Below are 23,071 nucleotides of genomic sequence, written 5' to 3'. Positions count from 1 at the left end.
AGCAAACGGAAAGAGGAGCGCTCTCGCGCTCCCCAATTCATCGGAAGTGGTCCCAGCCCGCGCTGGCGGGGAGCGGGAGCGGTGCGCCCCCCTTGCCGAGGAGGCGGATCCCCCTGCCCTCCACGATCCGCCCGATCCGCGTGAGCGATTCGCCGCGCCTCTTCGCCGCACGGACGAAGGGAGCGACGCGCTCCGGCGCCACGGCGAAGAGGAGCTCGTAGTCCTCGCCGCCGCCGAGCGCGAGCTCGAGGCCTTCGGCCCCCAACCTCTTCACCTCGGGTGAAAGAGGAAGGTTCTCCTCATAGAGCTCGGCCCCCACCGCGCTCCGCTCGCAGAGGTGGCCGAGGTCCTGGAGGAGCCCGTCGGAGAGATCGATCCCCGCCGCGGCGTACCGGCCCGCGATCGTCCCGAGCCCGACCCGAGGCTCGGGCGTGAGCTGCGAGCGCACCGCGGCGGACCGCCGCCAGGAACGCCGCCAGGAACGCCGGGAACCCCCGTCCTTCGATAGGAGCCTCAGGCCCAAGGCCGCGCCGCCGAGGCTGCCGGAGACCAGGAGCTCGTACCCGGGCCTGGCGCCGCTGCGGCGGAGGGCCTCGCCCTCCCTCGCCTCCCCCAAGGCGGTCACGGTGAGGGAGAGCGCCCCGGCCCTCGTGAGGTTGCCGCCGACCAGGATCGCGCCAGTGCGAGAAGCGAGAGCGCTCATTCCCTTCGCGAGGCCGGCGAGGCGGCGATCCGGAAAGCCGGGCGGGAGCCCCAGGGCCACGAGGAACCAGCGGGGCGTCGCGCCGGCCGCGGCGAGGTCCGAGAGCGCGACGGCGAGGGCCTTGTGGCCCACTTCCTCCGGGCGGAACGCCGCAGAAAAGTGCACGTCCTCTACGAGCTCGTCGACCTTGGAGACCAGCAGCCAGCCCGGGCGCGGCCGGGTCAGGGCGCAGTCGTCCCCAGGTCCCGCGACCACGCCGCCGCCGCCCTTCTCGAAGGGCGCCGTGAAGAGGGAGATCCGTTCGAACTCGCCGGTCACGAGCGCGTCTTACGACGCGAACCGCCGGGCGTCCAGGCTCGCGGGCGCCGCGAAGGCGCGAGGGAGGATCATCGAGAAGGTCGAGCCCTCGCCCGGCTTCGAGTCGACGACGATCTCGCCGCCCTGGGCCTCCACGTAGTTGCGGACGATCGCGAGGCCGAGGCCCGCCCCGCCGTACTCACGGGTGGAGCTGCCGTCCACCTGGTAGAAGCTGTCGAAGATCCGGGCGAGCTGCTCCTGGGGGATGCCGATCCCGGAGTCGGCCACCGTCAGGCAGAAATAGCTCTCCGGCCCGTCGAAGCGCCCCTGAGCCCGCGCAGGCGTCCGGGGTGCGGGAGCCACGCGCACCGTGATGCTCCCGCCCGCCGGCGTGAACTTCACCGCGTTGGCGAGGAGGTTGACGAGGCACTGGGTGATCTTCTCCTGGTCGAGGACGGGGTTGGGGAGCTCCTTCGCGATCTCGGAGGCCAGGACGAGGCCGCGCCGGTTCGCCTGCGGGAGCACGCTCGAGATCGCGTTCGCCACCATGGTCTCGAGCCGGAATGGAGCCGCCTGGATCCGCAGCTTCCCCGACTCGATCCGGGTGAGATCGAGGATCGACGAGATCAGGCCCAGGAGGCTCTCGCCCTTGTCCATGATGGTGCGCAGGTACTCGAGCTGCTCGGAAGCGAGCGGTCCCGCGAGGCCCTCGATCAGCATCTCGGCGTAGCCGATGATCGAGGTGAGCGGGGTCCGGAGCTCGTGGGAGACGGTGGCCAGGAAGTTCGACTTGAGCTGGTCGAGCTCGTGGAGCCGCTTGTAGCTCTCCTCCAGCTTCTCGTTCTTCGCGGAGAGCTCCTTGAAGCTCTCGCGCACCGACTCGATGTGCATCCGGGAGGTGAGGTTCACCTTGTAGGCCGAGAAGATCAGCACGTCGCAGATCTTCACGAAGTGCTCGATCACCTTCGCCACGGCGGAGTCGCCCGCCCGGCGGATCCTCGACATCAGCCGGGAGGCGTGGACGAAGTCGAGTCCGCCGAGCTCGGTGAGCGAGCGCGGCAGCTCCTCGAGCTCCTGGGGCACGAAGGGACCGAAAACGGCCCGGCCCACCACGTCCATCTCGTAGAGGAGCGGCATCACCAGGTAGCGGGCGCCGGTGAAGCACTGCACCGTGTGGATCCCCGGCTCGTCGAGGGGATCGGTCTTCACCTTGAGGATCGTCGAGGTGCACCGCCTCGCGCCCTCCGCGTTGCTGAAGACGTAGCCGCAGAACTCGCTGGAGCCGACCTTGATGTCGACCAGCTTCTGCCCGGTGGCGTCGAAGACCTTGATCCCGATCTTGTAGAGCTCGACGAACGAGCGACAGACCTCCTGGAACGACTTCAGGTCCAGGAGCTCGCCGAGCGGAATCCGCTCGTCGAGAAACGATCCGCTCATGACAGTCCCCCCATTCCGGACTTTCGGGCTGGCGCGCCGTCCAGGTTCCGGAAGATCTCCCCCAAGAATTCCTCTTCCGTCAGCCGGATCGTAGACCCGAGGCCGAAGCTCCGATCCAGGTCCCGGAAGATGAGCTGCAAGAGGCCGCGCAGCGTCTCGACCACGCCGTCTCCCCGCACCGCGACGGCGCCAAGGACCGGCTCCTTGCCGCGCGAGCGCGCCTCTTCCAACTCCGCGGTGGTGCGGGCGCCCTCGAGGTCCATCTTGTTGAACTGGATCACCATCGGGACTCTCTGGGAGTCGATGCCGTTCGACCGCAGATCGTCCATCAGGTTTCGCCAGGCTGCGTTGTTGCTCGGTGTGGCGCTCCGCTGGGCGTCCGCGACGAAGGCGACGCCGTCAGCCCCCTGGAGCACGAGGCGTCGCGTGGCGGCGTGGATCACCTGGCCCGGGACGGTATAGAGCTTGACCTTCACCCGGAGCTCGCCGGCGGTCCGGACGAACACCGGGAGCACGTCGAAGAAGAGCGTCCGATCGTCCTTGGTGTCGACCGTGAGCAGACGCCCTCGGACCTCCGGCGAGAACCGCTCGTGCAACGCCAGGAGGTTCGTCGTCTTGCCGCTCAGCGCCGGGCCGTAATAGACGACCTTGAGCGTCAGCTCCCGCAGCGTCTGGTTGATCTGCATTCCCACCCCTTGGTGACCGGCGCCGAACCCGTCCCGGCTGCGGGGAACGAGGAGGGGGCTGCGAGCCCCCCCATTCGCCTCGCGACGGGACCGCTCGACACCAGCCACCCGGGCCTGCCGAGGATCATATCCCAAGACGCTGGTGGAGTCCTTTTCCCTTCAGGCGGAGCCAGGGAGTCGGGCCCGCTGCTGCGGGGCCGATTTCTTCACACGCTCGGAGCGCTCCTCTTCCGGGACCGGCGCGGCTTCTCTTCGACCACGGTGAGGGCGGGAGCGGTGCTGCGGGCCAGGCTGAGGGCCATCACCTCGTCCAGGCTGCGCACCGGGTGGATCCGGACGCGGCGCCGGACGGCAGCCGGGATCTCGGCGAGATCCTTCTCGTTCTCCTTGGGGATGATCGCGTCCGCGATCCCGTGGCGCATCGCCGCGAGGAGCTTGGCCTTGAGACCGCCGATGGGCATCACCCTGCCGCGGAGCGTGAGCTCGCCGGTCATCGCCACGTCGTGGCGCGCGGGGATCCCGGACGCCACCGACACCAGGGCGGTGGCCATGGCGATCCCGGCGGACGGGCCATCCTTGGGGATCGCGCCGGCCGGGACGTGCACGTGGATCTCGTGGGACTCGAACCACCCCTCGGGGATCCCGAAGGAACCCGCCCGGGTGCGGGCCCAGGTGAGGGCGGCGCGAGCAGACTCCTTCATCACGTCGCCGAGGTGGCCGGTGAGGATCAGCCCTCCCTTGCCCGTGGTGGCCGAGGCTTCGATCTGGAGGATCTCCCCTCCGGCCTGGGTCCAGGCGAGGCCCGTGGAGACGCCCACCTCGTCGAGGAGGAGCGCGGGATCGTCCACGTATCGCGCGGGCCCGAGGTAGCGGGGCAGCGCCTTCGCGGTGATCAGCGTCTTGCGGGTGCGCCCTTCCGCGACCCGCCGCGCGACCTTGCGGCAGAGCTTCGCCACCAGGCGCTCCAGGTTCCGCAGGCCGGCCTCGCGGGTGTAGCCCCGGACGAGCGCCTTGATCGCGCGGTCGGAGAGTTCCACGAGCTCGGGGGTGAGGCCGTTCTCCTCGATCTGCCGCGGGAGGATGTGCCGCTTGCAGATGTGGAGCTTGTCCTGGTCCGTGTAGCCGGCGATCGCGATCACCTCCATGCGGTCGCGCAGGGGGCCGGGGATCGGATCGAGCTGGTTCGCCGTGGCCAGGAAGAGGACCTTCGATAGGTCGAAGTCCACGTTGAGGTAGTGGTCGCGGAACTTGTTGTTCTGCTCGGGATCGAGGACCTCGAGGAGGGCCGCCGACGGATCGCCGCGGAAGTCCTGACCGAGCTTGTCGAGCTCGTCCAGGAGGACCACCGGGTTCTTCGAGCCCGCCTGCTTGATCGCCTGGATGATCCGGCCGGGCATCGCGCCCACGTAGGTGCGGCGGTGACCGCGGATCTCCGCCTCGTCGCGCACGCCGCCGAGGGCCACGCGTACGAAGCTGCGGCCCATTGCCCGCGCTACGCTCTTGCCGAGGGAGGTCTTGCCCACGCCCGGAGGGCCTGCGAGGCAGAGGATCGGCCCCTTCATGTCGGCCTTGAGCTTGCGCACGCCGAGGTACTCGAGGAGGCGCTCCTTCACCTCGTCGAGGCCGTAGTGGTCCTCGTCGAGGACGGCCTCGGCCTCGCGGAGGTCCAGCCGATCGTCGGTCTCGGTGGACCAGGGGAGCTCGGTGATCCAGTCGAGGTACGAGCGGATCACCGCTGCCTCGGCGGAGTCGCCATGCATGCCCTCGAGGCGGCGGAGCTGCTTGGACGCCTCCTCCGAGACATCGGGCGGCATCTTCGCGAGGGCGATCCGCTTGCGGAGCTGCTCCATCTCCTCCATGCGCCCGTCGCCCTCGCCCAGCTCGGACTGGATCTGGCGGAGCTGCTCGCGCAGGAAGTACTCCCGCTGCGACTGGCTCATCACCTCCTTGGCCTGGGTCTGGATCTCCTGGCGCATCTGCTGGACGGCCTGCTCCCGCTCCAGGCGCTCGTTGAGCAGCTGGAGGCGAGCCACCGGATCCTGGCTCTCGAGCAGGAGCTGCGCCCCGGCGACCTCGGGGGCGAGGTGGGAGGCGACGAGGTCGGCGAGGCGGCCCGGGTGCCGGATCCCCTGGATGACGGCGAGGATGTCGGGCGAGAGGGATCGGCCCTGCTGCACGATCTTCTCGACGCTCTCGAGGGTGGCCCGCACCAGGGCCTCCACCCGATCGTCGATCGCCACCGGCGCCTCGTGCACCGGCGCGATCCGCACCCGCATCGAGGGCTGCTCCTGGACGAAGCTCCGGATCCGGCCGCGGGCCACGCCCTGGACCACGAGCTTGAGCCTGCCGTCTGGCAGCTTGCGGCGGCGCATGATCATCCCGACCGTGCCCAGCTCGTGGATCGCCTCGGGCGCCGGGCGATCGTCGCCCGTCTCCTTCTGCGCCGCGAGGAAGAGCAGGCGATCGCCCTGCATCGCCTCCTCGATCGCCGCGATCGAGATCTCCCGGCTCACGAAGATCGGGGCGATCATGTAGGGGAAGACCACCAGATCCCGGATGGGGAGGAGGGGCAGGGTCTCGGGAACCTCGGGGGCTCCGGTCTCTACGTCGGCAGGGAGGGTCATCGGGGAGGCAGCGTCGCCCGCGAAGGGCCGGGGGGTCAACAAGCCGGCAAGCGTACGGGCTCGCGGCTATCATACGCCCCGTGCGCAAACCTCCCCTCGAGTTCGTGAACTCGCCCAAGCAGCTCCCGATCCCTCCCCTCGAGGGGAGGGTCGTCACCCTCGACCTCGCCTTCGCCGCGGGCGACCGCTACGAGACGGCCACGCGGCCCTTCATCGAGGAGCTCGGCCTCCGCCTGGCGAAGTGGATCGACCACCACCCCCACCCGGCCTGGAGCCGCTACGAGGGCGATCCGCGCTTCCTGCTGGTGGACAAGGTCGCTGCGCCCGCCTGCCCCCAGCTCGTGACCACTGAGCTCGTGGAGGAGATCGGGGAGGTGGCTCGGATCTACGCCCACGCCGACTTCGACGGGCTGATCTCCGCCGTCAAGTACCTTCGCGGCGGGATCGCGCCCTACCCCGAGGCCGACGAGGACAGCCGGGCCATCGACGCGCCGGGCCAGGGTTTCGTCTGCTCGGAGCGGGGCCTGCGCCTCGCCCGCGCCATCGAGAGGAGTCGGGACGCGCATCCCAACCAGCACGGAGCCTTCGCGATCTCCGTGGCGGAGGCCCTGGTCTCGGGTAAGGAGCCGGCCGAGCTGACGGCCACGATCGACCGCCTCGACGCCGAGGCCCGGAAGCGCCAGGCCGGTGTTCGCAAGTACCTCGACCAGGCTGAGCTGGACCACCCGGGGATCCTGGTGCTCCGCCTGGGCAAGCTGATCTCCCCGTCGGACAAGAAGAACCTCCTGCGCGAGCTCGAGGAGCGGGCGACGATCGCGGTGATCGAGGAGCCGAGCGCGGTGACGGTGGCGACCTTCGACACGCGCCTGCGCCTCAACGACGTCCCTGGCCTCCACGGCACCGAGGGCTTCGCGTGGGGCAAGGCCCGGTATCACGAGCTGCGGGAGGCGCTGATCGCGCTGCTGGAGTCGCGGTAGCGCGAAACAAATCCGAGGCGCCCAAGGCGACGGCGATTGGCGCGGCCTAGGTCGACGTCCACCAGCGCTCGACGTGCTCGAGGCGGCCGAAGCGCGGGCAGTCGGGGAGCGAGCGGAGGAACTGGCGGCCGTAGCCCTTGGTGGTGATCCGCTTGTCGAGGATGGCTACGATGCCGCGGTCGCTGCGGGTGCGGACTAGGCGGCCGAAGCCCTGCCGCAGGGCGATTGCGGCCTGGGGCACCTGGTAGGCGCCGAAGGGATCGCCGCCGCCGGCGCGCAGGGCGTCGATGCGCGCGGCGACCACCGGATCGGTCGGTGAGGCGAAGGGGAGCTTGTCGATCACCACAAGGGAGAGGGCGTCGCCCGGGACGTCGACCCCCTCCCAGAACGAGGCGGTGGCGAAGAGGACGCTGGGCGTCTCGACGAAGCGCTCGATGAGTCGCGCCTTGGGGAGCTCGCCCTGGAGCAGCACCCGATACGGGAGCCGCGGCTCGAGCAGGGCGTGGGCGCGCTGCATGTTGCGCACGCTGGTGAAGAGGGCGAAGGCGCGGCCGCCGGTGAGGGCGAAGAGCTGCTCGAGCTCCCAGGTCGCCTCGTCGATGAAGGCGCGGTCCTGGGGCTCGGGGAGATGGGTGGGCAGGTAGAGCGCCGCCTGCCGCCGGTAGTCGAAGGGGCTGCCGACCTGCAGCTCGTCGAGGGGCACGCGCAGCTCGCGCTCGTGGTCCTCGATGCCCAGGCGGCGGCGCACGTAGTCGAAGCGCCCGGTGACGGCCAGGGTGGCAGAGGTGAAGACGGCGCTGGGGAGCGTGGCGTAGAGGCGCCTCGCGAGCTCGTCGGCGATCTCGATCGGCGCCGCCCGGAGGAAGGTTCCGCGCCCGCGGCGCTCCACGTAGTGCACGAAGACGCCGCCCTCCCCCACCTCGCTCACGAAGGAGAGCTCGTCGGCGATCCGGACGCAGCGCCGGGCGATCGCCTCGAGCTCGGGGACGTCGGGCGCGCCGGAGGCGGCCTCGGTGAGCTCGCCCAGCGCGTGGAGGAGCTCGCTCCTCTCCTGGGCGCAGCCGCCGAGGGCCCCCGGGGCGAGGCGGACCGTCGCGTCCTGGCCGTCGCGCGGCGGCTGGGCGGGCCTCTGACCGCCGAGGAGGTCCTCGCTTCCCCGGGAGGCGAAGGCGTGCGGCGTGCTGCTTCGGCCGCCGCCGCGCACGAGCCCCGTGGCCGCCTCCACCGAGGAGAAGAAGCCCGCCCCGCGGCCCTCGACGCGGCCGATCAAGGGCGCGAGCAGGGGCACGAGAGACGGGATCTTCGCCACCTCGCGGGTGGCGTCTCGGACCAGCTCCTCGATCCGGTAGGTGGAGAGCTGCACGCCGAAGTAGTCGGTGGCGATCTCCTCGAGCGCGTGGGCCTCGTCGAAGATCACCGCGTCGTAGCGGGGGATCACCTCGGCGCCGTGGTCCTCGCCGCTGCTCTTGAGGGCGAGGTCGGCGAAGAAGAGGTGGTGGTTCACGACCACCAGCGAGGCCTCCTGCGCCTTGCGCCTCATCGCGGTGACGAAGCAGCTCTCGTAGGCGGGGCAGCGCTGGCCGGTGCAGGTCTCGGAGGTGGCGGAGAGCTCGCGCCAGGTGGCGAAGCCCTCGGGCAGGTCGAGCTCGGCGCGGTCGCCGCTCTCGGTGGCGGCCGCCCAAGAACGGATCTCCGGCCAGCTCTGGGCCTCGGCCTTCGCCGCGAACTTCGGCTCCTCCGCGAAGGCCTCGAAGCGCGTCCTGCACAGGTAGTTGGAGCGGCCCTTCATGTAGGCCGCGCGCACGTCGATCCCGAGGACCCGGGCGAGGAGCGGGAGGTCCTTGAAGTAGATCTGCTCCTGCAGGGTCTTGGTGGCGGTGGAGACCACGACCTTCTTGCCGGAGAGGATCGCGGGGAGGAGGTAGGCCAGGGTCTTGCCGGTGCCGGTGCCCGCCTCGGCGAGGAGGTAGCGGTCGCGCTCCAGCGCGCCGAGCACCGACTGTGCCATTCGGAGCTGCTGGGGGCGGAGCTCGTAGCCGGGGATCGCGCGGGAGAGGAGGCCGCCCTCGCCGAGCACCTGGAGGATCGGGTCGTGGTTCATCGGCCTGCGAAGAGGAAGAGGGCGAAGCCACCCAGGAGCACGAGGAAGAGGCCGAAGACCCACGCCTGGACCTTGCGGACCTGGGCGGAATCGAGGCCGCGCTCCTGGGACGGGAGGGTGACCATGAGGTGGGCCGTTGCCCGGCGGAGGATCTCCTCCCGGGCGGCGAGGGCGCGTTCGTCGGTGGGCCGCGTCTCGATCACGCGGCGGTAGAGCCCGCCCAGCTCGGCGAAGGAGCCGCGGGCGGCGGCCTCGGCCACCAGGGCTTCGTGGGCGGCGGGATCGTTCCAGCAGGTGAGGACGCGCGCCCAGCCCCGTTCGAGCCAATCCTCTGACGGCGCCGCATCGATCGGTGGGACGGGGTCCTGCTCCCCTTCGCCCGCGGAGTACAGGGACGGAAACTCCGGCGTGGCGGCCGCGCCTCGAGTCGGGCCGGCGCCTGCCGGAGCACCGCGCGGCGCCGTCGGCTCGCCCCGGACCGCCTGCTCGCCCCCGCAGCCGCCGCAGCGAAGGCGGAGGAAGTTGCCATCCACGGACCACGCCGAGGGCGGTCCGAGCCGGTTGCAGGCCTCGCAGAGGATCTTCACGTCGCGGAATCCGTCCCGGATGTCAGGGGCGATCGCTCGCCGGGAGCGAGACCTTACAGCAGGTCCATGGAGACCGGCGTGAGCGTGAGCAGGAAGACCACGACCGTGGCGGCAACGACGAGCTTTCGCCCCCTGGAGAGCGGGAGGTGGTCCTGCTCCACCGGGGGGTGCCCCACCCCGACGAAGCGCCTCGAGAGGAGGAGCCAGAGGAGCCAGCCGGCGCTGGAGAAGACCACGAGCGCGAGGAGGAAGACCGACGCGAGCTGCCCCACCGCCCGCGCCTTCCGCCCGAGGACGGCGTAGGCCACGTGGCCGCCATCGAGCTGGCCGAGGGGCACGAGGTTCAGCGCCGTGACGAAGAGGCCGATGACGGCGGCGAAGGCGATCGGGTGGATCATCAGGTCCTGGTGGGGCCCCAGGCCCACCATCGCCTTCTTCACCAGGAGGTAGAGGAGCGGCTGGGGCTCCATGGGCCAGTCGTGGGCCCAGGGCATCACCCCGGAGATCCATCCCTTCACCAGGCTGTAGGCGGAGAGGTTGCCGAAGAGGAGGTTGGGCTCGGCGGGGACGTCGACGATCCGCGAGAGCGAGACACCCCACACCAGCAGCGGCAAGGCGACGACGAAGCCGGCCAGGGGTCCGGAGGCGCCGATGTCCACGAGGGCGTCGCGGGTGGGGATCCTCCCGCGCATGCGGATCACGGCGCCGAAGGTGCCGATGCCGATGGGCACGGGGATGAAATAGGGCCACGACGCGTCGACGCGGTGTTTACGAGCGGTGAGAAAGTGCCCCATCTCGTGGGCGACCAGGATCCCGAGGAGGCTCGCCGCGAAGGGCACGCCGCTCGCCAGGAGCTGGCCCCAGCCAGCGGGCTCCTCGGCCTCCGCGTAGCCGGCGGCATAGTTCGCGCCGGCGACGAGGGTCGAGCCCACCGTGGCGAGGAAGAGGAGGAGGTTGAGCGTCGGAAAGCGCCGCCTCGAAGCGGCGGCAGGCGGCGCTCCGGCCTCGGCGGAAACCGGGGCCACCTCGGCGGTCGGACGCGGGAGCTCGCTCATCGTCCCTCGAAGGTGCGGCGGGTCGTTGTCGCTCAGAGTGCCCCGTCCGGACTGTCGACGTGCGCCTCGCGGATCGTCCCGTTGTCGATGAAGAGGAAGAAGAGCGGGTGCCGGAGCTCGCGGTCGCCGGTCACCGAGGTCGGGCCCATCGGTCCCGGGAGATCCCTCGCGCGCAGGAGCGAATCGACCAGGGCGCGGCGGCTGGTCGGGCGGTCCGCCTCGATCGACGAGCGCATCACCTGCGACGCCTCGAAGCCGTAGGCCTCGAGGAGGCCGGGGTTGCGCCCCTTGGCGTGCTGGAAGGACTCGACGAAGCGCGCCACCTCCGGGCGCTCCGATCCCGCGTGGAAGCCGTCGACGAAGACCGAGCAGTTCACGTACTTGCCCGCCCGGGTGGGGAGCTCCGGATGGTTCCAGAGGTTCGCGCCGAGGAGCATCACGGGCTTCACGTCCTGCCCCGTGGTGCGGCGGGTCCGGTCCACGTCGGCGGCGTCGCACCAGCTCGTGATCACGTCCTCGAAGGCGAGGGCCGGCGCCACCAGGGCGATCTGCCGCCACTGGTCGGGGATGAAGAGGGCGTCGAAGTCGATCCGCGGCGAGATCGAGTTGCGCATCTTCTCCACCGCGTTCCGGTACTTCCGGGCGTCGAGGTTCTGCGCGCGGATCTCCGCGAGCTTGCGCTGGTACTCCGCCCGGCCGGTCACGTTCTCCTTGCCGACGAGCTTGCGGATCGGGTCCGAGAAGGTCGTCGCCTTGTCCGCGTAGCTCTGCGTGCCCCGGATCTCACCGCCGTGCCTCGAGACGTGCTCGTCGAAGAGGTCGCGGAGCTCCGTGCCGTAGGGGATCTCGGGGTAGAGGATCGCGAAGCGCCTCATGCCGCGGCGCTCGATGGCGAACGAGGCCAGGGCCTCGGCCATCTCGCCGTTGGTGAGCATGTCGCGGAAGACCCACTCCGAGCCCTCGACCAGCTTCTCCGCCCGGGAGAAGGAGACGATGGGGATCCCGAGCTCGTCGGCCTTGGCGGCAGCGGCCTGGGCCTCGGTGACGAGGACGCCGCCGAGGATGCCGATCACGTGGTCCTCGAAGAAGAGCCGCTCCACCGCCGCGGCGGCGTCGGTGGGCTCGCCCTTGTCGTCCCGGACGATCAGGCGGATCCCCGAGCCCTTGGTCGCCAGCTCGATCCCGTCGAGGAGCTGCTGGCCGAAGGCCTTGTAGGGCCCGGAGAGCGGCAGGACCACGCCGACGTTCAGGGGCTCCACCACGCCGCGGTTGCCGACGGAGTCGCGGAGGGTCCGCGCCTTGGCCGCGTAGGTGTGGTCGGGGTAGCGGGAGAGGAAGCTCGAGAGGGCCCGCTCCAGGGCGTCCCAGTCGCGGTGCTGCTGGTGCACCAACGCGAGCTGCCAGGAGAGGAGGGGCGCCGCGGGTGAGGAGCCGTCCTCGCGGTCCGCGAGCCGCTCCACGTCCACCGCCGAGAGGCCCTCGACCAGGCGGCGCAGGGCCTCCTGGGCCCGATCGCGCTGCGCCGGCGTCGTGGCCCTGGCGACCGCCTCCTTGCGCCAGAAGAGCGCAGCGTCGGCGTCGCCGGACTTCTCCGCGGCCTGGGCGAGCTCGTCGGCGCGCTGGAGCTTCTGGCCCTCCGGCAGGCGGCCGTAGGCCTCCCGGGCCAGCTCGAGCTCCCGATCGGATCCCCCGCCGAGGGCCGAGATCCGGGCCTCGGCCAGCCGCGCCTTGTCCGAGCGCGGGTAGCGGTCGAGGAGGGTCTCGTACGCCGCCCGGGCCTTCAGGGGCTTGCCCAGCTTCTCCCAGACGCCGCCGGCGCCGAAGAGGGCCTCGTCGGCCTCGTCCGCGCGGGGGAAGCGGCGGGCCAGGTCCTCGTAGAGCTCCGCGGCCTTGGCGAGGTCGCCGGCGCGCTCCTTGGCCCGGGCCGCGTCGAGCTGGGCCCGGGCGGCGTCGTCCACCGACATCTGGACGCCGTTGTAGGTGGCGCGGGGCGGGACGCAGGAGGCGAGCCCGGCGAGGAGCGCTGAAGCGAGGACGAGGAGTCGGACCGTCATGGCCATGGGGTGTATTCCAGCGAACCCTGGGGATCAAGGCCGCGGGTGGGATCCCGGGGCGGGTGCGGACGGGCGGGCGCCCGCCGATCGAGACCCTACCCTATGCGATGGCGCAGGACGCCCGGGCCCTCGTGCGGCTCTCGCAGCCTACAGGCAAGTGGATCCTGGTCACGACCGTCTGCGGGGCCTCGATGGCCCTCCTGGACTCGACGGTCGTGAACGTGGCCCTGCCGTCGATCGGGAAAGACCTCGGCTCGGACGTCCGCGGCCTGCAGTGGACGGTCAACGCCTACATGCTCGCGCTCTCCTCATTCCTCCTCGTGGGAGGCTCGCTGGGGGATCGCTTCGGACGGCTGCGGACCTTCCGGATCGGCGTCGCCTGGTTCACGGTCGCCTCCGTCCTCTGCGCGCTCGCGCCGGGCATGGAGTGGCTCGTCGGCGCCCGTGGCCTGCAAGGGGTGGGGAGCGCCCTGCTCACCCCCGGTTCGCTGGCGTTGATCCAGTCGACCTTCCACCCCGACGATCGCCCGCGGGCCATCGGCTACTGGTTGGGCCTGAGCGGCGTCGCGGCGGCGATCGGCCCCTTCGTGGGCGGCCTGCTCGTGGGCTCCGTGGGATGGCGCTGGATCTTCGCGATCAACGTCCCGCTGGCGGCGGCGGTCCTCCTGGCGTCGCGAAAGGTGCCGGAGAGCCGGGCCGAGAGGCTCCCGCAGAGCCTCGACCTCGCCGGCGCGGTGCTGGCGGTGTCGGGCCTGGGCGGGATCACCTTCGCGCTCGTCGAGGCGGGCGCGGCGGGCATGGGCGAGGCCGTGGTCCTGGTGAGCGCGGCGATCGGCGTGGCGGCGTTCTGCGGCCTCGTCGTCGACGAGCGCCGCAGCCCGGAGCCCATGGTCCCCCTCTCCTTGTTCCGTTCCCGCGAGTTCTCGGTCGCCAACCTGATCACGCTCTGCGCGTACGCCGCCCTGGGCGGGAGCTTCTTCTTCGTCGTCCTCTTCCTGCAGGTGGTCGCGGGCTGGTCGCCCCTGAAGTCGGGCATCTCGCTGCTGCCGGTGTCGCTGGTGATGCTGGCCCTCTCGCCGACCGTCGGCGGGCTGGCGGGCCGCTTCGGCCCGAGGAAGCTGATGTCGGGCGGCGGAATCGTGGCGGCCATCGGCCTGATCCTGCTCTCCCGAATCGGCGCTCATCCGCGGCTCGTCGGCGACGTGCTGCCGGCCATGCTCGTGCTCGGCCTCGGCCTCGTGGGGATCGCTGTGCCGGTGACGGTGGCGGTGCTCGCTTCGGCCGACCCCCGCCGCGCCGGCGCTGCGAGCGGAATCAACAACGCGGTCGCGCGGGCGGCGAGCCTCCTGGCCGTGGCCGCCCTCCCCCTCGCTACGGGACTCTCCGGAACGAACTACGGCGCCGCGCTGTCGCGGAGCTTTCCGAGGGCGATGATCCTCTGCGCCGTCCTCCTCGTGGTGGCGGCCCTCCTCTCGTGGTTCCTGATCCGCGACTCGGAGACCCTCGCGCATCCGGACCGCCCTCACGAGCGCCCGCCATCACGACGGTCCTGTCCGATCACCGGCCCGCCGCCCCCATGCGAGCAACCGGGCGTTCCGAGAAAGCACTCGTCGCCAACGCCTTGACGGGCCGCGATCAGCTCGGCGGGAGGGGGAGCTCGAAGCGAAAGGTGGTGGTCTCGCCCGGCGTGCTCTCCGCCCGGATGCGGCCGCCGTGGGCTTCGACGATCCCCTTGGCGATGTAGAGGCCGAGGCCCAGGCCCTCGGTGCGGCTCGCGCTGGCGGATCGCTGGAAGCGGCGGAACACGTGGGGGAGCTCCTCGGAGGTGATCCCTTCGCCGCGGTTGCTCACCGCCACTTCGAGGCCGTGGTCGGCCCGCGACACCTGGATCTCGATGGTGGACTTTGGCGAGGAGTACTTCACCGCGTTCGAGAGGAGGTTGTCCAAGACCTGCTCGATGCGGCCGGAATCGATGTCCACGTCCGGGAGGTGGCGCTCGATGTCGAGGTCGACGGAGTGGTCGCCCAGCGTGGCCTCGCGCCTCTCGACGACGTCGCGCACCAGCCAGCCCAGGTCGACGAGCTCGAGTTGCAGCTCGAGACGGTCGGTGTCGAGGCGCGAGGAGTCGACGAGGTCGGAGATCATCCGCGACAGGTGGTTCGCGTTCGTCAGGATGTGCCGGAGCTTCTCGGAGATGGGATCCGCGCCGGCCTGCCGCGCGAGGAGGCCGGTGTAGGAGGTGATCACCGTGACGACCTGGCGGAGGTCGTGGGCCACGATGGAGGTCCACTCCTCCCGCTGCCTCTCCATATCCTTGAGCGGGGTGATGTCCTGGAAGATCAGAACCCGCCCCGCGCTGCCGTACCGCTCCCGGGAATTGGGCTGGGAATTGGGCTGGGAGATGGGCGCGGAGCTCTCGACGGCGGGGAGCTCGGTCCCGTCCGGCCGGACGATCGAGATTTGCTGGGCTCCCGGCTCCCAGAGGCGGCCGGCCGCCAGGTCCTCCTCGGTCGCCAGCTCGCCGTCGTCGCCCCACCGGATCCGCCCCGCGAGCTGGCCGATGCCGAGGTCCGGCTCCAGGTGGAAGCCGAAGAGCTGCTCGGCCATCGGGTTGAAGATGATCCGCTCGGTCCCGCGGAGGAGGACGATCCCGGAGGGTGACTGCTCGATCACGGTGGAGAGCCAGCTCCACTCCTGATGGAGCCAGGCGAGGAGCTCCTCCTGCTCCCTCTCGGCGCGGCGCCGATCGGTGATGTCGACGATCTGGGCCACGAAGTGCAACGGGCTGCCGTCGTCGGCGAGGACCAGGCCTCCGTGGATCTCCACCTCGATCACCTGGCCATCCTTGCGGACGTAGCGCTTGGAGTAGACCGGGTTCTTCACCTCGCCGCGAACGACCCTCTCGACGATCTCCTCGGTCGACTCGCGATCGTCGGGGAAGGTGAGGTCCCGCGAGCTCATGTCCAGGAGCTCCTCCCGGGAGTAGCCGGTCATCTCGGCGAAGGCGCGGTTCACCTGGAGGAAGCGGAGGTCGAGGTCGACCACGCACATCCCGATGGGCGCGGTGCCGAGGGCCACTCGCAGGCTCTCGCTCGACTCCTGCTCGCGGCGCTGGTGGAGGAGCGCGGTGCCGACCACGGCCTCGAAGATCCCGGCGATGGCCTGGATCACGACCCGCTCCTTTCCGCTCGGAAGCTCGGGCGTCGGCATGCTCCACGCGACCACGCCGATGACCTGCTCGTCCTCGTGGAGCGGAATGGCGATGAGGGTCCGCGGCCCCTTCTTCCCTCGCCTGGTCTCGAAGACCGTCTCGCCCGCCGCCGCCCGCGCCACGACGCCCTCGCCGCCGACGGCGATGGCCTCCTCGCCACTCGGGAGGTCGAGGGAGCCGCGGCCCGCGATGGAGCGCAGGCGGCCCTTCTCCGGCTCCAGGAGGTAGACCCGGCTCCCCTCGGCACCCAGCTCCACGAGCTGGGCGGCGATCTCGCCGAAGACGTCCTCGGGCCGTGCCCTCCCCGCGATCTGCGCGGCGGTCCGTGCGAGCTCGATCACGCCTTCGGACACGAGGCCGCGCCGACTCAGAAGCGCACGCTCGGTGATGCCCCGGCGTACCCCCTCTCCCCGCTCGGCACCGGGAGTCTCCATACCGTCGAAAGTAGGGAGGGCGACCTCCCTGCGCAGCTTTGCCGCGGCCGCTTTGCGTGAGCCCGAGTGCTCGCCCTTCACTCGCGGCCCCGGCGGCTCGAGTCCGGATCGCCCGCTCGCCGGGCCATCCCCGCGCCTCCGGACGGCCTGCCCGATCCGCACAAATCGAAAAATCGCAATTAGCTGAAAAACAAACGGAGCCTACGTCTCCCCCATACTCATCCCATACCAACCCCATGTTTCTCCCATGTTTCATGTGGCACTGCTTCTGCAGTCCCCTCTGCATGGCGCGGAATCGTCCAGAACCCAACGGCGAGCGTCATTTCTGTGGCATTTCGAACATTCACATCTGGTATCTAGGTGTCACCGCACCGCGCCCATCGTTGAAAGGCATCCAGTCTCATGGCGCTCTCCGCTGATCCCCAGGTGCTTCCATACACACAGCTCGTGCATGGACCGGGCTCTCCCCTCTTGAATCTCGCGCGCCTTTGCAAACGGATCGCTGCGAGCGAGGCCACGGTCCTGATCACGGGGGAGACCGGGACCGGCAAGGAGGTCTTCGCGCGCCTCGTCCACGAGCACAGCGCCCGCGTCGAGCGCACGCTGGTGCCGGTGAACTGCGCCGCGATCCCGGAGGCGCTCCTGGAGAGCGAGCTCTTCGGCTACGTGAGGGGCGCGTTCACCGGAGCGTTCCAGTCGCGCAAGGGGCGCATCGCCCTCGCGGACGGAGGCACCCTCTTCCTGGACGAGATCGGCGAGCTCCCCCTCTCGCTGCAGGCCAAGCTCCTGCGGGTGCTGCAGGAGCGCTCGTACGAGCCGGTGGGGAGCACCGAGCCGGTCCCTGCGAACTTCCGGCTGGTGGCGGCGACGAACCGCGACCTCACCGCGGAGGTGGAGGCCGGGCGCTTCCGGAGGGACCTCTACTACCGCCTGCTGGTCTGCCCCCTGGAGCTGCCGGCCCTGCGCGAGCGCCGGGCGGACATCGCGCCCCTCTTCCTCCACTTCTGGCGCAGGCGCGGCGAGAGCCGGCGGATCGCACCCGAGGCGATGGTGCGCCTCTGCAGCCACGACTGGCCCGGCAACGTCCGCGAGCTCGAGAACCTGGTCGAGCGCCTCTCGATCTGCGCGGAGGGGGAGGTCATCGAAGCGACGGATCTGCCCGAGGAATTCCGCCGGAAGCCGATGCTGCACCCGCTCCCGGACGAGGCGACGGACGTCGTTGAGGCGACCCCGATCGTCCTCGACGGCGGGGCGTCGACCGACGACGACGCGGTAGCGGACCTCTCCGGCGTGGCGAACGAGGCGGCCGCGGAGATCTCCAGCGACGCGGCCTGGGCTGCCGGACTCGAAGACCAGGCTCCCGCCCGAGAGTCGGTGCCCCGACCCGACGCGACCTTCCAGGAGTCACCCGAGGAGCTCGAAGCGGTGCGGCTGGCGCGAGCCGGCCTCGTGGAGGAGTCCCCGTCGGATTGGGAGCCGGTGCTCCCGCTGGATCTTCCCGCCCTGCTCCGCGCGATCGAGGACCGGTACATCGAGACCGCGCTCCGGAACGCAGAGGGCAACAAGAAGGCGGCCGCCGATCTCCTCGGCCTGCAGCGGACCACGCTGGTCGAGAAGCTCCGCCGCCGGAACCGCGACGCGGCTCCGCCCGATTCGACGGCGAACACGCCGTGATGTCGCGGGCCATGCGGCGCTGGGGCCTTCGCGCGGTGGTCGGGTCGCTGTCGCTCCTGGCGCTTCTACCGGCTACCACCTCGCTGGCCTCCCCCCGTCCGTCCGGCGCCGAGGCCCGGAAGCAGGGAGCCTCGGCCCGCCTGGCGCAGGCGGCGTCGTGGGAGCGGATCCACCTGCCGGACGCGAGCCGGGTGAGCGGGATCGAGGTCGACGCCCTCGGCGCCCGCATCGTCGTCGACGCGAAGGGGCCTCTGGCCCCGCTCTCCGCGGCGCTGGAGGCGCGGAGGGGCTCCCTCTGCCCCGAGAGCGCCGTCGAGGGCGGCCGCGTCGTGCTGCGCTGTCGCAGCCGGCGGATCGACGCGGCCCTGGTCCGGAGCCGCGGCGCATCCTTCCTCGACCTCCGCGAGGTCCGCGGCCTCCCGCCCGATCCGGCGCCGCCCCGGGTGTTCTGGGATCCGGTCCCGCTCGGCCTCGGCGGCGCCTGTCCGGGCGACTCGCCCTTCTCACAGGGAGAGTGCGCGCTGGCCGCCGGGCGCGACGAGGAAGCCTCCTCCCGCTTCCGCGAAGCGCTCGAGGATCCGTCGGCGGCGGGCGCGGCGTCGATCCGCCTCGGCGATCTCGCCGCCGCGAAGGGCGCCCTCGCCGAAGCGGGCGAGCACTATCGGCGGCCGGGAGCCATCGGGATCTGGGGCCGAATCGGCGTCGCGCGATCTTGCGAGCTCCTCGGCAGCTGCCTCGGCTCTCCTGACGAGGATCGGATCTTCGATCCGGTCGGACTGCCCGAGCCGCTGCGAAGCGAGGTGGCGCTCCGCGGCGCCCGTGCCTTCGCCTTCGAGGATCGGCTCGAGGCGGCTGCACGCCTCCTCGAGAGCGACGAGAGGGCCTGCGCCCTCGATCGCGGCCTCTGCCGCCGGATCGCGGTGGAGGCGATGCGCACCGCCAACGCCGACGCGAGGACGGCGGGCCTGCTCCTCTTCCTCGCGCTCCCCGATCGCACCTCGGGTGCGCTCGCCTTCGAGCTGGCCACGGCGGCGGCGGAGGTGGCGGCCGAAGCCGGGGCGCCGAGGTTCGGGGCGAGCTCCCTCGCGGTTGTCGCCGACGCTGCGCCGCGCTCCCTCCTCGGCGCACATCTGCTCCGCACCGCGCAGCTCTATCTGCAGGCCGGAGACCGCGTCCGCGCCTCGGTGATCCTCGAGTTCGCCGACGAGAGGCTCGGCAAGAAGGTGCTCGCCTCCCGGCCGTGGGCGCAGGTCCGCGCCAGCGTTGAGTCGGCCGAAGCGAGCCCCGAGACGCCGCCTCCTCCCGAGAAGCCGGACCTCGAGGCGGCGCGACAGGCCCTCGAGCGCGCGAAGGAGATCGAGACAGGAACCTGACGCGAGAGTCGGGCACGGCTTTCGCACGAGGGCTGCTCCAACGCCTGCGCGGGACGCGGGTGGAAGGAGCGCGATGAAGCTGACCGACTCGACCCTCGCCGATCTCCAGCGCGCGCTGGACGTCCGGATGCGCAGGCACGAGGTGCTCTCGGCGAACGTCGCGAACGCCGACACGCCGGCCTACGTCGCGCGGGATCTCGACTTCGACGCGGCCATGTCCAGCGCGAGGCAGAGCGTGCCCATCACGATGCCGGGCGAAGCCTCGAGCGCCGGACATGCGGCGTTCCTTCCCTTGGCGGGCCCTGGCGGGACGGCCGGCGATCCCGCGGGCCACGACGCGGAGCTGGTTCCCCTCGCCGGCACCTCTCCCGGCCTCGACCGCAACGCCGTCGACCTCGATCGCACGATGGTCGCGATGGCGGAGAACGCCCTGCTCTACGGCGCCACCGCCCGGGCGGCGTCCAAGAAGCTGTCCATCCTCCGCTACGTCGCCTCCGACGGGAACGCCTGATGAGCTTCCTCACCTCCCTCCGGATCGGCGCCTCCGGCCTCTCGGCCCAGCGAACCCGCGTCGACCTCGCCACGTCCAACCTCGCCAACGCGGACACGACGCGGGGCCCCGACGGCCAGCCCTACCGCCGGCTCGATCCCATCCTCGAGGCCGTGCCCTTCGATCAGGCGCTCGGCGCGGCGGCACCCGCCGGGACCGCGGCGGTGCGGATCGCCGGGATCGCAGCCGATCCCGAGCCGGGCAGGCGCATCCACAGCCCCTCCCACCCCGATGCGGACGCGGACGGATTCGTGACGCTTCCGAACGTGGATCCCATCCACGAGGTGGTCAACCTGATGTCCGCGTCGCGCAGCTACGAGGCCAACGCGACCGCCATCGAGACCCTCAAGGGCATGGCGCAGCGCGCCCTCGACATCGCGAGGTAGCGAATGGAACCCATCTCGATCCGAATCTCACCGGACGGAATCGGCCTGCCGTCCGCGCCCGCAGTCAGGGCACCGGCAGGCGCCTTCGGCGACGAGCTCGGCAAGGCCCTGGGCGCGGTGGACGCGCTCCAGATCGCGGGCGATCGCCAGGCGGCGACCCTCGCCGCCGGCGGCGGCAACCTCCACGAGACCGCGCTCGCCCTCGAGACGGCCGACATCGCGATGCGCACCGCCGTCAAGGTCCGCAACAAGCTCGTCGAGTCCTACCAGGAAATCATGAGGATGAGCCTCTAATCCCGTGGAGCCCCTCCTCGCACAGCTGCGGGCGCTGCCCGCGAAGCTCAAGGCTCTCCCTTCGGCGATCCGCTGGGCCGGCCTGGGCGTCCTCGCCCTCGTCGTCGGCCTGGCCGCCATCCGCTCCCTCAACACCGGGGGTGAAGAATACCAGTACGCATTCACCAACCTCGGGCCCGAGGACGGGAGCGAGGCGTCGGCGCAGCTCAAGGCAGCGGGGATCCCGTTCCGCCTCGACGCCGGCGGCTCCGCCCTCGCCGTGCCGGCCTCCAAGGTCTACGACACGCGCCTCCTCCTCGCCGCCTCCGGGCTGCCGCGCGGCGGCGGCGTGGGTTTCGAGCTCTTCGACCGCGGCGACATCGGCGTGTCGGAGTTCACCCAGCGTGTCAACCTGCGCCGCGCGATCGAGGGCGAGCTCGCCCGCACGATCGGGAGCCTGAGCGAGGTCCGGTCGGCCCGCGTCCACGTCTCCCTGGCGGAGCGGGGGCTCTACCGCGACGAGGATCGGCGCTCGTCGGCGTCGGTTGTGCTGAACCTGCGATCGGGACGGACCCTCGGCGAGCGCGAGCTGGCCGGCATCCGCCACCTGGTCTCCGCCGCGGTGCCCGGCCTCTCGTCGGACGCGGTGACGATCGTGGACGGCAGGGGCATGGTCCTGGGCGATCAGGAGAGCTGGGGCCTCGCATCCCGCCAGCGGGACCTGGAGCGCGACCTCGAGCAGCGGATCGTGAGCCTCCTCGAACCCGCCGTCGGCGCCGGCGCCGTGGTGGCCCGCGCGACCGTGCAGATGGACGCGACGGAGGTGGACACCACCAGTGAAATCTTCGATCCCGACTCGGCGGTGATCCGCAGCGAGCGATCGCTGAACCAGTCGCAGACGCAGACCCAGCCCGCCCCAGGCGGCATCGCGGGCGCGGCGGCGAACCAGCCGATGTCCCCGACGCAGCAGACCGTCACGGCGGCCGGCTCGTCCTCGACCACCGAGGATCAGACGCGCAACTACGAGGTGAGCAAGACGGTCACCCGGACGGCCTCGAAGTCGCCCAGGCTCCACCGGCTGTCCGTGGCGATCCTCGTCGACGGCGTGGAAGGGAAGCCCCGCTCGGACGCGGAGGTGGCGCGGCTCGGCGAGCTCGCGAAGCGCGCAGTGGGCTTCGACGCGGCCCGCGGCGACCAGCTCGACATCTCGAGCGTGGTGTTCACGCCGTCCGCGGACGACGCGCCCGCGCCAACGGCTCCCGGCCTCCCCGGACTCGGAGGTCGGCCGGTCGCGCCGTGGCTCGCGGCGGGCGCCGGGCTGCTGGCCCTCGCGGTCGTCGGCGCAGGATGGATGCGGTGGCGGCGCCGCAGGATCCCGGTGATCCTCCCGCCGATCCGGCCCGGGATGACCGTGGACGAGCTCGAGGCCCTGGACGACGGCGAATCCGCCCCCATCCTCCACGCCCCGCCCATGCCCAAGCCTGCCGCCCTCGAGGATCCCGATCTGGTGCTCCGCGAGAAGGCGCGGGAGCTCGCGCGAAAGGATCCCGTCCGCGCGGCACGCCTGGTCCGCGCCTGGATCGCCAACGAAACGGAAGCGAGCTGAGCAATGCCTGCAGATCCGGCAACGAAACTAGAGGTGTCCGAATCGGGCACCGGAGCACGCCGGGCGGCGGCCCTTCTCCTCGGCCTCGGCCGCGAGTCGGCGGAGGACGTGGTGCGCCTCCTGGGCGAAGAAGAGGTGCGCAAGATCGCCCTCGGCGCCAAGGAGCTCCGACGGGGTCAGACGAACGAGGTGCCCGACGCCCTCCGAAGCTTCGTGGCCTCGATGGAGAACGTCGGCGGCGAGGTCCAGGCCGGCGAGGAGCTCCTCCGCGAGCTCACCGAGCGCGCCCACGGCCCCGAGCTCGCGCGCCGCGCCTTCGAGAGAGGAGCCTTGCCTCGGGAGCCGAACGATCCGCTGGCGCCGATCGGCGACGCGGATCCCGAGGCCCTCGCGATGATCCTCGTGCGCGAGCATCCCCAGACGGTGGCGCTCGTCCTCGGCTCCCTCCCGCCCGAGAAGGCGGCGGACACCATGGACCATCTCCCCGACGAGATGCGGTCCCAGGTGATCCGCCGGATGGCGACGGTCGACTCGGTCTCCCCCGAGGTGCTGGCCGAGGTGGCGCGGGCGCTGACCGCCGAGCTCTCCGCGGCGGCGTCCGGCGGCATGAGGCGCGTCGACGGCAAGCACGCCGCCCTCGAGATCCTGAGGCGGACGCCCGGGGCACGGCAGTCGGAGCTCGTGGCCGAGATCGAGCGGATCGATGCCTCGCTCGCGGCGGAGCTGCGCGGCAAGCTCTTTACCTTCGAGGACCTGAGCAGCCTCGGGGATCGCGACATCCAGACGCTGCTCAAGGACGTCGACATCGGACGGCTGGCGGTGGCCCTCAAGGGCGCGACCCGGGCCCTCGTCGAGAAGTTCGTCCGGAACCTGTCGGCCCGCGCGGGACAGATGCTCGCGGACGACCTGGAGGCCAAGGGCCCGGTGCGGCTCTCGGTCGTGGAGGAGGCTCAGGCCGAGATCGTCCAGCTCACCCGCGACCTCGCCGACCAGGGCCGCATCACCATCGTCTCCGCCAGCGACGCGATGGTCTGAAGGAGCGC

Annotated in this window: 18 protein-coding genes; 9 read left to right on the top strand and 9 right to left on the bottom strand. The window is 71.3% G+C overall.

Translation table 11 applies throughout. From position 1 onward, the window contains the following. Positions 1 to 37: 37 nt before the first annotated feature. The 4 genes from thiL to lon form a co-directional block, all read right to left on the bottom strand. Complete coding sequence (gene thiL, locus AKJ08_RS16775; protein WP_050727124.1) at positions 38 to 1,021, bottom strand: thiamine-phosphate kinase; 984 nt, start codon at positions 1,019 to 1,021, stop codon at positions 38 to 40. A gap of 9 nt (positions 1,022 to 1,030) precedes the next feature. Next, positions 1,031 to 2,437 (bottom strand): ATP-binding protein, encoded by a 1,407-nt coding sequence (locus AKJ08_RS16770; protein ID WP_050727123.1) that lies wholly within the window; start codon positions 2,435 to 2,437, stop codon positions 1,031 to 1,033. After that, positions 2,434 to 3,123, bottom strand: a complete 690-nt coding sequence (locus AKJ08_RS16765; RefSeq protein WP_050727122.1) for a GTP-binding protein — start codon at positions 3,121 to 3,123, stop codon at positions 2,434 to 2,436. Before AKJ08_RS16765 ends, AKJ08_RS16770 begins: the two co-directional genes overlap by 4 nt. Before the next feature lie 206 nt (positions 3,124 to 3,329). Continuing rightward, on the bottom strand, positions 3,330 to 5,747 hold the full coding sequence (gene lon / locus AKJ08_RS16760; protein ID WP_050727121.1) for an endopeptidase La: 2,418 nt from the start codon (positions 5,745 to 5,747) through the stop codon (positions 3,330 to 3,332). A gap of 104 nt (positions 5,748 to 5,851) precedes the next feature. Between lon and AKJ08_RS16755 the strand changes: the two genes are divergently transcribed. Continuing rightward, the gene (locus tag AKJ08_RS16755; protein ID WP_050727120.1) at positions 5,852 to 6,724 is read left to right on the top strand and encodes a hypothetical protein; all 873 of its coding nucleotides are present in this window, start codon (positions 5,852 to 5,854) and stop codon (positions 6,722 to 6,724) included. 46 nt (positions 6,725 to 6,770) lie between these two features. Here the strand turns inward: AKJ08_RS16755 and AKJ08_RS16750 are convergent, their stop codons facing one another. Genes AKJ08_RS16750 through AKJ08_RS16735 form a run of 4 tightly spaced genes read right to left on the bottom strand, consistent with a single transcriptional unit; the run spans position 6,771 to position 12,527 of the window. Next, positions 6,771 to 8,825, bottom strand: coding sequence for an ATP-dependent DNA helicase (locus AKJ08_RS16750; protein WP_082343294.1), 2,055 nt, complete (start codon positions 8,823 to 8,825; stop codon positions 6,771 to 6,773). Beyond that, a complete protein-coding gene (locus AKJ08_RS16745) occupies positions 8,822 to 9,412 on the bottom strand; it encodes a hypothetical protein (protein ID WP_050727119.1) in 591 nt (196 codons plus the stop codon). Before AKJ08_RS16745 ends, AKJ08_RS16750 begins: the two co-directional genes overlap by 4 nt. 53 nt (positions 9,413 to 9,465) lie before the next feature. After that, positions 9,466 to 10,467 carry a site-2 protease family protein gene (locus tag AKJ08_RS16740; RefSeq protein ID WP_050727118.1) on the bottom strand — a complete coding sequence of 334 codons (1,002 nt, stop codon included), beginning with the start codon at positions 10,465 to 10,467 and terminating at the stop codon, positions 9,466 to 9,468. 32 nt (positions 10,468 to 10,499) lie between these two features. Further along, complete coding sequence (locus tag AKJ08_RS16735) at positions 10,500 to 12,527, bottom strand: penicillin-binding protein activator (RefSeq protein ID WP_050727117.1); 2,028 nt, start codon at positions 12,525 to 12,527, stop codon at positions 10,500 to 10,502. A gap of 56 nt (positions 12,528 to 12,583) precedes the next feature. Here AKJ08_RS16735 and AKJ08_RS16730 point away from each other — a divergent pair, with 56 nt between their 5' ends. Next, on the top strand, positions 12,584 to 14,146 hold the full coding sequence (locus AKJ08_RS16730) for an MFS transporter (protein ID WP_157370774.1): 1,563 nt from the start codon (positions 12,584 to 12,586) through the stop codon (positions 14,144 to 14,146). A 10-nt stretch (positions 14,147 to 14,156) separates the two neighbouring features. Here AKJ08_RS16730 and AKJ08_RS16725 read toward each other — a convergent pair whose 3' ends face one another. Then, positions 14,157 to 16,085, bottom strand: a complete 1,929-nt coding sequence (locus AKJ08_RS16725) for a sensor histidine kinase (RefSeq protein ID WP_157370773.1) — start codon at positions 16,083 to 16,085, stop codon at positions 14,157 to 14,159. Positions 16,086 to 16,637: 552 nt separating this feature from the next. Here AKJ08_RS16725 and AKJ08_RS16720 point away from each other — a divergent pair. From AKJ08_RS16720 to fliG, 7 genes are all read left to right on the top strand, one after another. Next, entirely contained in the window at positions 16,638 to 17,840 is a 1,203-nt protein-coding gene (locus AKJ08_RS16720; protein ID WP_240475390.1) for a sigma-54 interaction domain-containing protein, read from the top strand. Next, a complete protein-coding gene (locus AKJ08_RS16715; RefSeq protein ID WP_050727113.1) occupies positions 17,840 to 19,213 on the top strand; it encodes a hypothetical protein in 1,374 nt (457 codons plus the stop codon). Before AKJ08_RS16720 ends, AKJ08_RS16715 begins: the two co-directional genes overlap by 1 nt. Positions 19,214 to 19,286: 73 nt before the next feature. Then, a complete protein-coding gene (gene flgB / locus AKJ08_RS16710; protein ID WP_050727112.1) occupies positions 19,287 to 19,724 on the top strand; it encodes a flagellar basal body rod protein FlgB in 438 nt (145 codons plus the stop codon). Next, the gene (flgC, locus tag AKJ08_RS16705) at positions 19,724 to 20,149 is read left to right on the top strand and encodes a flagellar basal body rod protein FlgC (RefSeq protein WP_050727111.1); all 426 of its coding nucleotides are present in this window, start codon (positions 19,724 to 19,726) and stop codon (positions 20,147 to 20,149) included. Before flgB ends, flgC begins: the two co-directional genes overlap by 1 nt. 3 nt (positions 20,150 to 20,152) lie before the next feature. Beyond that, a complete protein-coding gene (gene fliE / locus AKJ08_RS16700; RefSeq protein WP_050727110.1) occupies positions 20,153 to 20,443 on the top strand; it encodes a flagellar hook-basal body complex protein FliE in 291 nt (96 codons plus the stop codon). 4 nt (positions 20,444 to 20,447) lie between these two features. Further along, positions 20,448 to 22,028 carry a flagellar basal-body MS-ring/collar protein FliF gene (gene fliF, locus AKJ08_RS16695; RefSeq protein ID WP_050727109.1) on the top strand — a complete coding sequence of 527 codons (1,581 nt, stop codon included), beginning with the start codon at positions 20,448 to 20,450 and terminating at the stop codon, positions 22,026 to 22,028. A 33-nt stretch (positions 22,029 to 22,061) separates the two neighbouring features. Further along, positions 22,062 to 23,063: a flagellar motor switch protein FliG gene (gene fliG / locus AKJ08_RS16690; RefSeq protein WP_240475389.1), complete on the top strand. Its 1,002-nt coding sequence runs from the start codon at positions 22,062 to 22,064 to the stop codon at positions 23,061 to 23,063. Positions 23,064 to 23,071: the final 8 nt, after the last annotated feature.

The organism is Vulgatibacter incomptus, from assembly GCF_001263175.1.
GTDB lineage: Bacteria > Myxococcota > Myxococcia > Myxococcales > Vulgatibacteraceae > Vulgatibacter > Vulgatibacter incomptus.
This window is presented reverse-complemented; position numbering and strand designations above follow the sequence as displayed.